The sequence below is a fragment of the Flavobacterium sp. 83 genome (assembly GCF_000744835.1).
GTDB lineage: Bacteria > Bacteroidota > Bacteroidia > Flavobacteriales > Flavobacteriaceae > Flavobacterium.
In genome coordinates this window covers 2,481,221-2,495,562 of sequence record NZ_JQMS01000001.1, presented here as the reverse complement: position 1 = coordinate 2,495,562, position 14,342 = coordinate 2,481,221, and the positions used below count along the sequence as shown (strand labels likewise).

Below are 14,342 nucleotides of genomic sequence, written 5' to 3'. Positions count from 1 at the left end.
TAAACCTAAGTTCTTTTTTGCAATCTAAAAAAGAAACTAAAACTATAAAAATGCCGAAAAAATTAAAAAATCTACTTGTTCTTGCATTTATATTTACAAGCTTGATAAATTTTGCACAGCAACCCGTTCCTTCCCAAAAAGTAAAAATTAATGGAAAAGTTATTGAAAAAGTAAGTAAACAACCATTAGAGTATGCTACAATTACGTTTATAAACACCAAAAATCCAAAAGCGCTTGCCGGCGGAATTACAAATGCAAAAGGGGAATATAGTATTGATGTAACACCAGGCATTTATGATGTAAAAATTGAATTCATTTCTTTCAAACCAACGGAAATCAAACAAAAAAGTATTCAAGGAAATATTGATTTAGGCATAACTGCTTTAGTTGAAGATGCTAACCAACTGAATGAAGTTGTAGTTCGTGCTGAAAAATCTACAGTCGAAATCAAATTGGACAAAAAAGTCTATAATGTTGGCCAAGATATGATGGTCAAAGGCGGAACTGTTAGTGATGTTCTTGACAACGTTCCATCGGTTTCAGTTGATACCGAAGGGAATGTAAGCTTAAGAGGAAGCGATAACATTAGAATTTTAATTGACGGAAGACCCTCAAATGCTATAAACATTGCCGAAGCATTACGTCAAATCCCTGCTGATGCAATTGATAAAGTGGAAGTAATTACAAACCCATCTGCACGTTATGATGCCGAAGGAGGTTCAGGATTAATAAATATTATCCTTAAAAAAGGAAAAAATCAAGGTATAAACGGAACTTTTATCGCTTCAACTGGTCTTCCAGAAACGTACGGATTAAGTGCAAATTTGAATTATAAAACCGAAAAATTAAACTATTTTACCACTGCAGGATACAACCACAGAACAAATGAAGGCGGCGGTTTGACTAATTCTGAGTACTTTAATACTGACGGCACACCAAAAAATTTTTTAGAAGAAAACCGTGATACTAAAAGAACCTCAGATGGATTTAATGGAAGAGCTGGTATCGAATGGGTGATATCCCCAACGACTTTTTGGACAAATTCCATTAACTACCAGAAGAATTCAGGTGATACTAGAGACTTAATCAATTATAATAGTTTTGATGCAGCTCATGCTTTTACAAACACATCATTTCGATTGAATAATGGAAATACGGGCAGTCAAAACGTTGAATATAGTTCAAATTTAATAAAAAACTTTAACGATAAAGGGCACAAACTTACCGTTGATGGATCGATTTCTCGAAACACCGATGATAGCAATACTCTAATAACCGCTACAAATGATTTTAATAACACCTTAAATAACCAAGTTCAAAAACAAGTTCAATTGCAAGCTGACTACGTTCTTCCAATAGGTGAAGGCAGCCAGTTTGAAGCGGGTTACAAAGGAAGTTTTGGGGATTTAAATAATAAATATTACGTTCTTGATGACCAGGGCGCAACAATTCCGAGATTGTCAAACACTTTACAATATAAAGAAAACATAAATGCAATTTATACGCAGTATGGTTTCAAAGTAAATAAATTCTCTTCTTTATTCGGGTTGCGTTGGGAAGACACCAATATCCAGGTTAATTTATTAGACACTAATGTATTCAATACTAAAAAGTACAACAACTTATTTCCAAGTGCTTTTATTAGTTATGAAATATCTAAGCAAAGTAACTTCACTGCCAGTTATAGTAAACGTTTATCAAGACCAAGAGGGCGTTTCATGAACCCGGCAACGAATTACTCAAGTAATATTAATATTTTTCAAGGAAACCCTGATTTAGATCCGTCACTAACTGACAAATACGACATTGGATATATCAAGCGTTGGAATAAAGTAACTTTTAATACTTCAGCTTATTTTGAAGATACAAAAGATGTCTTTAGTTTTGTTCGATCTCCTACAGGTGAAGATGTAAACGGAGTTCCAGTTATTTTGAGCAGACCAATTAACTTAGGAAAAGAACAAAAATTTGGTTTCGAATTCACTATAAATTACACCCCTTTTAAATGGTGGAAATTAAATAGTAATTTTAATCTTTACAATGTAAAAACAACTGGAGAAAACAGTTATACAGATACAAATGGTGTCGTTGTAACTCAAAATCTTGATAATCAAGCAAATTCTTGGTTTGCAAGAATCAACTCAAAATTAACCTTACCCCATAAAATAGATTGGCAATTAACCGGAACGTATAATGGCCCACAAAATACTGCACAAGGTAAAAACTTAGGTCAATTTGGTATGAACACAGCTTTTAGCAAAGACATTCTAAAAGATAAAGCAACAGTAGCATTTAATATAAGTGACATTTTCAATTCCAGAATAATGAAGTCTTATACTCACCTTGAAGGTCAGACATCATATAGCGAAATGCAATTTCGTAAGCGACAGTTCAATCTTTCTTTTACTTATAGATTTAATAAGACTAAAAATGAAAGAGAAAAACAAGCGCCTAAAAACGAAAATAATGATAATGGAGGAGAATTTCCAGGATAAGGATAACTAACAAACAAAAAGGACTCGTGAAAACGGGTCTTTTTTATGTAAAAAATTAAAATAAAAGCATAAAAAAAAAGGACTCGTTTTCACGGGTCCTTATTTTATGAAACAATTAGATTAAACTGATTGTTCTTGCTTCTTTTTTGCTCTTTTCTCTTTATATGCTTCCCAAGTCGCTCCTCCTAACCAATAGGATACGAAACCAACAAGAAAAAACATTAACCAAAATCCTATAGTAAGAACGGTTAAGAAAAGTAAAAAGCCTAAGTACTGTGAAAATTCAAACATGTTTTCCGGAATTTTTGAATGTAGCCACAAATGTAAGTTTAATTCCTTTTCTTACCAATAAAAAGTAACAAAAACTACCAATCAATTTTTATAAAAAGGGAATTATCCGTATTTTTGGGCTCAGAATTTGGAGCTGATCCCGCTATCCGTTGCAATCTTTTATGCCGTCCCGAAGTTTCGGGACAGCATAAAAGGATTTTCACTGCTATCGGGGCTAAAAATCTACTAAACTACTTAATACTTATAAATAACAACACAATGAAATTTAGAATAGAAAAAGACACGATGGGTGAAGTGCAGGTTCCTGCAGACAAATATTGGGGCGCACAAACAGAACGTTCCCGTAACAACTTCAAAATAGGTCCATCGGCTTCCATGCCAAAAGAAATTATTGAAGGTTTTGCTTTCTTAAAAAAAGCAGCTGCTTACGCTAATTGCGATTTAGGTGTTTTACCAGTCGAAAAACGGGACGCTATTGCGGCCGTTTGTGATGAAATCCTAGCCGGAAAACTTGATGACGAATTTCCATTGGTAATTTGGCAAACTGGTTCAGGTACGCAAAGTAACATGAACGTAAATGAAGTCGTTGCTAATCGTGCGCAAGTTCTTAAAGGATTCAACATTGGCGAAGGCGAGCAATTCATCAAAGCTAATGATGATGTAAACAAATCACAATCTTCTAATGATACGTTCCCAACAGGAATGCACATTGCAGCTTACAAAGCAGTAGTAGAAATTACCATTCCAGGCGTTGAAAAACTAAGAGACACACTTCATGCCAAAGCGCTTGAATTCAATACTGTAGTAAAAATTGGTCGTACGCATTTAATGGATGCTACGCCACTTACATTAGGACAAGAAATTTCAGGTTATGTAGCGCAATTGAACTACGGTTTAAAAGCGGTTAAAAATACTTTGGCACACTTATCAGAAGTGGCTTTGGGAGGAACAGCTGTTGGAACCGGATTAAACACGCCAGAAGGATACGATGTAAAAGTAGCGGAATATATCGCTGAATTTACCGGACATCCATTCGTAACTGCCGAAAACAAATTTGAAGCTTTGGCAGCACATGATGCTATCGTAGAATCGCATGGTGCATTAAAACAACTAGCCGTTTCCTTGAATAAAATTGCTAATGATGTGCGTATGTTAGCTTCTGGACCACGTTCAGGAATTGGAGAAATCCTTATTCCGGAAAACGAACCAGGTTCTTCTATCATGCCCGGAAAAGTAAACCCAACACAATGTGAAGCATTAACTATGGTTTGCGCTCAAGTTATGGGGAATGATGTAGCTATTTCTGTCGGAGGAATGCAAGGACATTATGAATTGAACGTTTTCAAACCATTGATGGCTGCAAATTTCCTGCAATCAGCACGATTGTTAGGTGATGCTTGTATGTCTTTTGACGAACATTGCGCACAAGGTATTGAACCAAACTACAAAAGAATCAAAGAATTGGTAGACAATTCATTAATGTTGGTTACAGCTTTAAATACTAAAATTGGATATTACAAATCAGCAGAAATTGCTCAAACCGCACATAAAAACGGAACTACTTTAAAAGAGGAAGCTGTTCGTTTGGGGTATGTAACTCCAGAGGATTTTGATGCTTGGGTTAAACCGGAAGATATGGTTGGAAGCTTGAAATAATCATAAATCATAAGTAGAGACGCACTACAGTATATCTCTACTAAAATAAAACCTGCAATGTAACATTGCAGGTTTTCTTGTTTTAAAATTTATCTTTCAATAACAAAATTGAATAATTGAACCATTTCTTAAATGAACTTACATCCCTTATATGATTTAATTTTCTCAACATATAAGGGATGTAAGTTCATTTAAGTTTTAAAAAAGTATTACAATAAATTTCATGTTTAATTCATGGAATCTATTACTTCTTTCATTATTCGAATGCTTTTCAATTTATCCTGATGATTGAAAATCGGGCTGGTAATCATCAATTCATCAATACGGGTATAATCAATAAACTGCTGTAATTCGGCAATTAATTTTTCTTTACTTCCTACAAATGAACAGGCAGTCATTTGGTTTACATGAAAATGTTCTTGTTCACTCATAATTCCATCCATAGAATCTAATGGTGGTTGCAATGGTTTTCTATCATTCCGAATCAAATTTAGAAACATCTGAGTCAAACTGGTTGACAAAATCTGGGCTTCTTCATCTGTATCGGCAGCAATTGCATTGACACACGCCATTGTTTTGGGTTGGTCTAAATATTCCGAAGGTTGAAAATTATCTCTATAAAATTCAAACGCCTGATGCATTTGTTTGGGAGCAAAATGTCCGGCAAAAGCATACGGCAATCCTTTGGCGGCAGCCAAAGAAGCGCTATCCATACTGGAACCTAAAATCCAAATGGGAACTTTAGTCCCTTCAGCAGGAAAGGCGCGCACATTTGCAGTCGCATTATCTTCAGAGAAAAATTCCTGAAGCGCAGCCACATTTTGCGGAAAGCGTTGCGATTGTTCAAAAAAATCTTTTCGAATGGCTTGTGCGGTTAAAGAGTCGGTTCCCGGTGCTCTTCCTAACCCTAAATCAATCCGATTCGGATACAGTATTTCTAATGTTCCAAATTGTTCCGCAATAATTAGCGGGGCATGATTAGGCAGCATGATTCCGCCGGAACCTACTCGGATATTTTGAGTTTGACTGGCAATATAACCAATCAGTACTACCGTTGCTGTACTTGCGACGTGTGCCATATTATGATGTTCTGCTAACCAAAATCGGTTGTAGCCTAAACCGTCGGCAAGTTGTGCAAGTACTGCTGTTTTTTGTAACGTTTCGCTTGCATTGCTATCTTGGGTAATTATTGCTAATTCTAATAGGGAGACTGGAATATTTTTTGACATTATAATTTTTCTATTTAAACAAAAATAATCATTTACTATGGAGACCTAAATTCTTAGGTGTTAATTGAATTATAATATTTGATATAAAATTGGAATATGTAGAGACGCACTGCAGTGCGTCTCTACAGTACGTCTCTACATAAAAACAAACCCCGAATTATTTAAAAAAACAGTCGGGGTTAAAAAATTCCATAAAAAAAACCGTTCACCAAAGGCGAACGGTTTTGTAAATCTACAATAAAGACGGACAGCAGTCCGTCTCTACAGGAATTATTATTTTACTTCTTCGAATTCAACGTCTTCAACATTGTCTCCTTGAGGCTCACCTTGTGGTTGTGCTTCACCTTGACCTTGTTCACCTTGAGCATACATCGCTTCAGTTGCTTTTTTCCAAGCAGCGTTGATGTTGTCAAGAGCAGTTTGAATTGCAGGAATGTCTTGAGATTGGTGTGCCATTCTCAATTCAGTTAATGCATATTCTACAGCAACTTTGTTTTCATCAGATAATTTAGAACCTAATTCTTTCAATTGAGTTTCAGTTTGGAAGATCATTCCGTCAGCTTCGTTCAATTTTTCAGCTCTTTCTCTTGCAATTTTGTCAGCATCAGCATTAGCTTCTGCATCTTTTTTCATTCTTTCGATTTCTTCAGCAGTTAAACCAGAAGAAGCTTCGATACGAATATCGTGAGATTTACCAGTTCCTTTGTCAGTTGCAGAAACTTTGATGATACCATTAGCATCAATATCAAAAGTAACTTCAATTTGTGGAACACCTCTTGGTGCTGGTGGAATACCATCTAAATGGAAACGACCGATAGTTTTGTTATCAGCAGCCATTGCTCTAGCTCCTTGTAAAACGTGGATTTCAACAGTTGGTTGAGAATCTGCAGCTGTAGAGAAAACTTGAGATTTTTTAGTTGGAATAGTTGTATTAGACTCAATAAGAGTTGTCATAACACCACCCATAGTTTCGATACCTAAAGATAAAGGAGTAACGTCAAGTAACAATACATCTTTTACATCTCCAGAAAGAACTCCACCTTGAATAGCTGCTCCAATAGCAACAACCTCATCAGGGTTAACTCCTTTAGACGCTTTTTTACCAAAGAATTTTTCAACTTCTTCAGCAATTCTTGGCATACGAGTAGAACCTCCTACAAGAATAACTTCGTCAATATCAGAAACAGATAATCCTGCATCTTTCAACGCTTTAGCAACTGGTGCCATAGAACGTTTTACTAAAGCGTCAGTTAATTTTTCAAATTGTGCTCTAGTTAATTTTTTAACTAAGTGTTTTGGTCCTGAAGCTGTAGCAGTTACGTAAGGTAAGTTGATTTCAGTTTCAGTAGAAGAAGACAATTCAATTTTAGCTTTCTCAGCAGCTTCTTTCAAACGTTGCAAAGACATTGGATCTAAACGTAAATCAATACCTTCTTCAGCTAAAAATTCAGCAGCTAACCAGTCAATAATTTCGTGGTCAAAATCATCTCCACCTAAGTGAGTATCTCCGTTTGTAGACAATACTTCAAAAACTCCGTCTCCTAATTCAAGAACAGAAATATCAAATGTACCTCCACCTAAATCGTAAACAGCAATTTTTTGATCTTTACCTTTTTTATCAAGACCGTATGCCAAAGCTGCAGCAGTAGGTTCGTTGATAATACGCATAACTTTAAGACCTGCAATTTCACCCGCTTCTTTCGTAGCTTGACGTTGTGCATCATTAAAGTAAGCAGGAACAGTAATAACTGCTTCAGTAACTGTTTGACCTAAATAGTCTTCAGCAGTTTTTTTCATTTTTTGAAGTGTCATTGCAGACAATTCTTGTGCAGAGTATAAACGACCATCAATATCAACACGTGGTGTATTGTTGTCCCCTTTTACTACTGAATAAGAAACTCTTTTTGCTTCAGCAGAAACTTCTGAAAAAGAATGACCCATAAAACGTTTGATAGAAGCAATAGTCTTAGTTGGATTAGTTACCGCTTGTCTCTTAGCAGGATCTCCTACTTTAATTTCTCCACCTTCTACAAATGCAATGATAGATGGCGTTGTTCTTTTTCCTTCAGCATTAGGGATAACTACTGCTTCATTACCTTCCATTACAGAAACACAAGAGTTTGTTGTACCTAAATCAATTCCGATTATTTTACCCATTTTTAATATATTTAATTTTATTATATACTCATTTTAATAGCTCGAAGTCGATAAGTCAATCTTTGTGCCAATGCAATACAGCTCCTTAAATTGTCAGTTTATGTTAAAATTGGCGTAAAAAAATCTGACAACATGACATTTTAGAGGGTTTGTCATTCTGGCGGAAGTCGTAATCAGGAGCTCTCTCCCGCTTTCCGCTCTATCTTTATGTTCTTAAAGAAAGAACATAAAGGATGCCGCTGCTATCGGGGCTAGGGAATCTGATTCCTAAGTTTATTTATTTCTATTCGATTACTTTAGAATTTCAATGCCGATGATTCGTAATAAATTGATTACATTAGCGAAACGGCAGAAAAGTTATTTGTAGTGTAAGGCATACCATTTTTGTGCGTATATCGCTAGTTTGTAGCGAGTATAGTTACCTACAAGCATACCGCAATACCTAACAAAAAACAGAATTTACATATGAAAATCAAAAAAGTAAAGATTAAGAATTTTAGAAGCTACAAAGACCAAGTAGAAATTGAATTTGATGATTTGACTGCTTTTGTTGGTAAAAATGACATTGGAAAATCAACGGTTTTAGAAGCTTTGGATATTTTCTTCAATGACGGCAAAGGTGTTGTAAAACTTGACAAAGATGATATAAACAAACAAGCAGCTGCTGACAATGACAATGAAATAATAATATCCGTTTGTTTTGAAGAATTACCAACAACAATAGTAATTGACAGTACAAACGAAACTACACTACAAGCAGAGTATTTATTAAATTCAAACAATCAACTTGAAATAATAAAGAAATATCCAAATGCAGGTAAAGAAAAAGTTTTTGTTAAAGCAAATCACCCGACAAACGACAATTGTAAAGACTTACTACAAAAGAAAAATACTGACTATCAAAAGACGATTAGAGAAAACGCAATTACTTGCACTAATCAAACGATAAATGCAATAATGCGTACAGCAATTTGGACACATTTTAGTTCTGACTTACAATTAGCTGAAATTGAAATTGATGTAACTAAAGGTGACACCAAATCTATTTGGGACAAATTACAAAATTACTTGCCTCTTTATTCGTTATTTCAATCTGATAGAAAAAATAGTGATGGAGATAGTGAAGTTCAAGACCCATTAAAAGAAGCAGTAAAACAAATTTTGAATGATACAGTACTTAAACAAAAATTTGCTGAAATTGCATTAGAAGTAGAAAATAAATTAAGAGAAGTTTCTACGAGAACACTTGAAAAAGTAAGAGAAATGAATCCCGAAATTGCAAATAGTTTAAATCCAGTTATTCCACCAGTTGAGAGTTTAAAATGGGCTGATGTATTTAAAAGCGTTTCCATTACAGGCGATAATGATATTCCAATTAATAAAAGAGGTAGCGGAGTAAAAAGACTTATTTTACTTAATTTTTTCAGAGCAGAAGCAGAAAGAAGAAAAGCAGAAGAAAATATACCAAGTATTATCTATGCAATTGAGGAACCAGAAACTTCACAACATACAGACCATCAAAAAAAATTGATTTCTGCTTTTTTGGAACTGGCTACAACACCAAATACACAAGTAATTATTACGACACATAGTGCAACATTGGTTAAAGCGCTAAAATTTGAGCATTTAAGATTAGTTACAAATGCAAATAATACAAAAAACATAGAAGCCATTTTGCCAAATCAACTTCCTTATCATTCACTTAACGAAGTTAATTTCCTTGCATTTTCAGAAGTAACTGAAGAATACCATAATGAACTCTATGGCTACATAGAGTTAGAGGGGGAATTAAATAATTTTAGAAATGCAAAACCAACGGTTGCTTACAATAAGCAAATGCGAGATGGAAATTTGAGAGTAGAGCAAATAATTCTCACAGATTATATTAGACATCAAATTCATCATCCTGAAAACATTAATAATACAAAATATACTTTTGACAATCTCAATGACTCAATAAATATGATGAGAGCATTTATTCAAACAATAGCACTTTAAAAAAAATGCCTGAAGATAAATGCTACTTCAACGGATTTGGGCAATAGGCTTAATGGGAAGTTGGTTTTGTATTTGGAAGATTTGGCAAATCCGAAAATAGAGCTTAATTTAGTCCCAAACCCGCTGTAGTGCCAAGACGTTGGCAGCAACCAAATCGCCGAACATAACCTAATAATTAAAAACATAAATGAAACTTAAAACTTTATTCATAATCATTATTATTTCATTCTTTATTCCAAATTTATCTGAAGCACAAAATGAAAACCTTTCAATGAATGGACATAATGTAAAATCTTCATTTAATAAAAAAGATTACCAGTTGTACATTTCACTTCCTTCAAATTATAATCCATCAGACACAATACATTATCCTGTTTTATATATACTAGATGCCACCTATTCATATCCTTTAATTTCTTCTCTTCACAATTTACTAGATTCTAGTCAAGAAATAGAGAAAATAATAATTGTTGCTATTGGAGATAAAAACCAATCAAATACAACTTGGATATCTAGTAGAATGGCAGATTGTACTCCTTCAAATAATTCAAATGTAGATGCAGAAATAGCAAATGGACTCAACATACCTAAATCCGAAGTAAAAACCGGAGGAGCAAAAGAATTTTTAGCAACTATCCGAACCAATATTATACCATTTATCAATAATAATTACAAAACTAAAAATGATTATGGTATATTAGGACATTCTGTTGGTGGTTTATTTGCTGGTTATTGTTTAATTAATGCTCCTACTTTATTTAAAAGATATGGAATAAACAGTCCTTCTTTTCTTTGGAATAATCAAGAGATTCTATCTAATCAAAAAAACTTCATTACAGAAAATGCCGAACTAAATGGGAAAGTTTTCATTTCCTATGGTAGTCTTGAACCTGAAATTATGCTTCCATCCATTAATTCATTTATAAATACATTGGAAGAACGTAACTACAAAGGTTTAACATTAACTACTCAAATTTTTGAGAATGAAACGCATACTTCTGTAGTAGCTGCTTCAACAAGTCGTGCTTTGAAAGTCTTATATGGAGTTAAAAGAGAATAATGAATATATAAATTTACTGCTTTTACATGGATGCTTCGTTGCGTGCGTAGCACGAACAATGAAACTCCTGTTGAACGGAACCAGTCACTGGCAGGTACTATGGAGTTATCGTAAAGTTTTAAGAAAGAATTATTAGAGGATTTAGTGTCCTCTTTTTTTGGAGTGGTTTTAGCTTGTTTTTTGAGTGTTTTTCTTCACTTTTGTGCATAAGTGCCCCTAGCTGGCGAGAGCGTCCCGCTCGTGCCCTCAAAAATTTAGAACTTTTTTTTAATTACAAATACTAGTTTAAGACAATGTCCCGATTAACCCAAATAAATAATAAATGAAGAATTTAGATTTAAAAGAAATCAAGGAAAGAGCGTTAAAAATCAGACAACAATACCATCAACTGGAAAAAACCCACCACGGCAGTGAATGGACAGTAGAGGAAGATGCTTTGGCTTTTCTTACGGATGCGGGATTGGTAGGACGTCACACCATGTCACAACAAGGCCGCTGGCCAAAAGGAGATACAAACCCTGAACTGCAGCATAAATTGGGTGAATGTATTTGGTGGCTGACAGTACTTGCAGACCGAATGGACATAGACATTAATGAATCAGTAGAAGCTTTTTTGACAAAAACTGAAAATTTATTAGAGGAATAAAAATAGCACACAACATCAATCACAAAAATCAACAATCATTATGAAACAAGGTTCCAAACATTTTGCAGTAAAGACTATCTTAATTGGTCTATTCATTCAACTCACTACATTGACGGTTTCCATTGGGCAAACCAAAACGGAGCAAATCGATAAATTGATGAATCTATATTCCGACTACGGACAATTTAACGGCTCTGTCCTTGTCGCTGATGCAGGAAAAGTTATTTATAAAAAAGGTTTTGGAATGGCAAACATGGAATGGAATATTCCGAATCAACCCGATACTAAACACCGATTAGGCTCTGTTACCAAACAGTTTACTTCCATGCTAATACTTCAATTAGTCGAGCAAGGAAAATTAAAGTTGGATGCTCCCATTTCAACATATCTTCCTGATTATCCTAAAACATCGGGCGATAAAATCACTATTCATCACTTACTGACACACACATCCGGAATTCCAAATTATACTTCGTTTCCTAATTTCGTAAAAGAATTAAGCATCAATCCGTATAGCCCGGAAGCATTTGTAAAAGTATTCGCTGACTTGCCTCTGGAATTTAAGCCAGGTGAAAAATTTGCGTACAGCAATTCCGGTTATTTTTTATTAGGTTATATTATAGAGAAAGTTTCTGGCAAAACTTATGAGCAGTTTTTACAAGATAATATTCTTACGCCGCTCAAAATGGATAATACAGGATTTGATCATCATGAAACGATTCTAAAAAATAGAGCTTCCGGTTATGAGAAAAATGGTAAAAACTATAGTAATGCCAGTTATCTTGATTTGTCTATCCCCTACGCTGCCGGTTCTTTGTATTCTACTGTAGAAGATTTGTATTTATGGGACCAAGCGCTGTACACGGAACAGTTACTTTCGAAAAAATATCGAGATTTATTATTCAATCCTTACATTCCTGCTGGACCGGGACATTATGGTTACGGATGGTTTATCAATAAGGCTTTCAATGGAGAAAAGAATGACAGCATTACGGTTATTGAGCATGGTGGTGGAATAAATGGGTTCAACACTTTGGTTTCCCGCATTCCGTCTGACAAAAATCTGGTTGTATTATTAAACAATACGGGCAGTGCGAACTTAACCGAGATGAATACAGCGATTGGAAATATCCTATACAATAAACCATACAGTTTGCCTAAAAAATCATTAGCCACAGCTTTAGTAGACGTTATTCTGGAAAAGGGAATCGTCTCTGGACTAACTTATTTTAAAGAAAATAAAAATTCAAGTACCTACGCTATCAACGAAAATGAGATGAACAACGCAGGATACCAATTATTACAAACCGGAAAAGTAAAAGAAGCCATAGCAGTTTTCAAACTAAATGTGGAAGCGTTTCCAAAATCAGGGAATACCTACGATAGTTTGGGAGAAGCCTATTTGAAAAATGGAGATAAAAAGCTTGCCATTATAAATTATAAAAAATCCGTAGAACTAAATCCTCAAAATGAAAACGGAAAAAAAGTATTGGAAGAAATTTCAAAGTCCTAAATCATTGAACATTATAAAGTCCTTTGCTTTCTCAAGCAAAGGACTAAAATAAGACACTAACACGATTGTATAAAACCCGCTATTTTTTAGAAAAAAATTACTTTTTAGAAAAACTATTGCCAGTTGAAAAAATAGATTTACATTTACTGACTGATTAGTCAGTAATAAACCTGTATTTATTTCAATTTCTTTAACTATCTTATTCGAAATGAGCGTATTATCTTATTTAAAACAAGTAAAATTTGGTAAACTGCCTACAGGCAAAAGATTGGAAAAAATTAAACAATCACCAAATTATAAAAACGGCACTTTTCAAAACCAAAGCTTCACGCCTGACCTGACAGAAGGAGCAAGCTATTATACCGTTGGTAAAGAGTTCTTTTTTGGGCAGCACAAGAACGTTACACCAGTAGACGAAATTCCATCTACAAAGACTGATCTTTTGAATGCAGACCTAAACGAAAATATTTTGGTTTGGTTCGGGCATTCCTCCTACTACCTTCAAGTTGACGGAAAACGAATTTTAGTTGATCCTGTTTTAAGTGGCTTTGCTTCTCCATTTTCATTTGCAACAAAAGCCTTCAAAGGAACCGACCGTTACACAACGGATGACATTCCCGAAATTGATTACCTTTTTATTTCGCATGACCATTGGGATCATTTGGATTATAAAACCGTTTTAAAATTAAAACCTAAAATAAAAAAAATAATCTGTGGACTTGGCACCGGCGAACATTTTGAATATTGGGGTTTTGACACCACTAAAATCATTGAAAAAGACTGGAACAAGAAAATAGTTTTGGACGATGGTTTTACAGCGCATACGGTTCCTTCTAGACATTTTTCAGGTCGTGGACTAACTAGAAACAAAGCACTTTGGACCTCCTATGTTTTACAAACACCAACAATGCAAATTTTTATTGGTGGCGACAGTGGGTACGACAAACACTTTGCCGAAATTGGGAAAACGTTTGGCGCTTTTGATTTAGCCATTTTAGAAAACGGTCAGTATGACAAGAGTTGGAAATACATTCACATGATGCCAGATGAAATTTTGCAAGCAGCAAAAGACTTAAATGCCAAACGAATTTTTCCCGTTCACTCTTCAAAATTTGCACTCGGGAATCACCCTTGGTACGAACCTCTGGAATTGATTATAGAAAACAACAAACAAGAAAACCTAAACCTCATCACACCGATGATTGGTGAACAGGTAAATTTAAAAGATACCACACAGCAATTTTCACAATGGTGGAAAGGTGTAAAATAATCTCCTCAATTATCCGTGAATAAAGCA

10 protein-coding genes are annotated in these 14,342 nt (G+C 34.6%); 7 read left to right on the top strand and 3 right to left on the bottom strand.

Annotated elements, in window-relative coordinates; all coding sequences use genetic code 11:
• The first annotated feature begins 50 nt into the window (after positions 1-50).
• Positions 51-2,495 (top strand): outer membrane beta-barrel family protein, encoded by a 2,445-nt coding sequence (locus T410_RS10915; RefSeq protein ID WP_035674404.1) that lies wholly within the window; start codon positions 51-53, stop codon positions 2,493-2,495.
• Positions 2,496-2,615: 120 nt separating this feature from the next.
• On the opposite strand, the gene T410_RS16910 is transcribed toward T410_RS10915, so the two are convergent.
• Positions 2,616-2,786 carry a hypothetical protein gene (locus T410_RS16910; protein WP_035671587.1) on the bottom strand — a complete coding sequence of 57 codons (171 nt, stop codon included), beginning with the start codon at positions 2,784-2,786 and terminating at the stop codon, positions 2,616-2,618.
• Positions 2,787-3,044: 258 nt separating this feature from the next.
• Between T410_RS16910 and fumC the strand changes: the two genes are divergently transcribed.
• Entirely contained in the window at positions 3,045-4,442 is a 1,398-nt protein-coding gene (gene fumC, locus T410_RS10905) for a class II fumarate hydratase (RefSeq protein ID WP_035674402.1), read from the top strand.
• A gap of 227 nt (positions 4,443-4,669) precedes the next feature.
• On the opposite strand, the gene T410_RS10900 is transcribed toward fumC, so the two are convergent.
• The gene (locus T410_RS10900) at positions 4,670-5,671 is read right to left on the bottom strand and encodes an LLM class flavin-dependent oxidoreductase (protein WP_035671584.1); all 1,002 of its coding nucleotides are present in this window, start codon (positions 5,669-5,671) and stop codon (positions 4,670-4,672) included.
• Between the two features lie 273 nt (positions 5,672-5,944).
• A complete protein-coding gene (gene dnaK / locus T410_RS10895; protein WP_035671581.1) occupies positions 5,945-7,828 on the bottom strand; it encodes a molecular chaperone DnaK in 1,884 nt (627 codons plus the stop codon).
• A 465-nt stretch (positions 7,829-8,293) separates the two neighbouring features.
• On the opposite strand from dnaK, the gene T410_RS10890 reads away from it, so the two are divergent.
• From T410_RS10890 to T410_RS10870, 5 genes are all read left to right on the top strand, one after another.
• The gene (locus tag T410_RS10890) at positions 8,294-9,826 is read left to right on the top strand and encodes an ATP-binding protein (protein ID WP_035671580.1); all 1,533 of its coding nucleotides are present in this window, start codon (positions 8,294-8,296) and stop codon (positions 9,824-9,826) included.
• Between the two features lie 271 nt (positions 9,827-10,097).
• Entirely contained in the window at positions 10,098-10,886 is a 789-nt protein-coding gene (locus T410_RS10885; RefSeq protein WP_193743740.1) for an alpha/beta hydrolase, read from the top strand.
• Positions 10,887-11,208: 322 nt separating this feature from the next.
• Positions 11,209-11,532 carry a MazG-like protein gene (locus T410_RS10880; RefSeq protein WP_035671576.1) on the top strand — a complete coding sequence of 108 codons (324 nt, stop codon included), beginning with the start codon at positions 11,209-11,211 and terminating at the stop codon, positions 11,530-11,532.
• A 40-nt stretch (positions 11,533-11,572) separates the two neighbouring features.
• Positions 11,573-13,045 (top strand): serine hydrolase, encoded by a 1,473-nt coding sequence (locus T410_RS10875; RefSeq protein WP_035671573.1) that lies wholly within the window; start codon positions 11,573-11,575, stop codon positions 13,043-13,045.
• Positions 13,046-13,253: 208 nt separating this feature from the next.
• Positions 13,254-14,315 carry an MBL fold metallo-hydrolase gene (locus T410_RS10870; RefSeq protein ID WP_051929395.1) on the top strand — a complete coding sequence of 354 codons (1,062 nt, stop codon included), beginning with the start codon at positions 13,254-13,256 and terminating at the stop codon, positions 14,313-14,315.
• Positions 14,316-14,342: the final 27 nt, after the last annotated feature.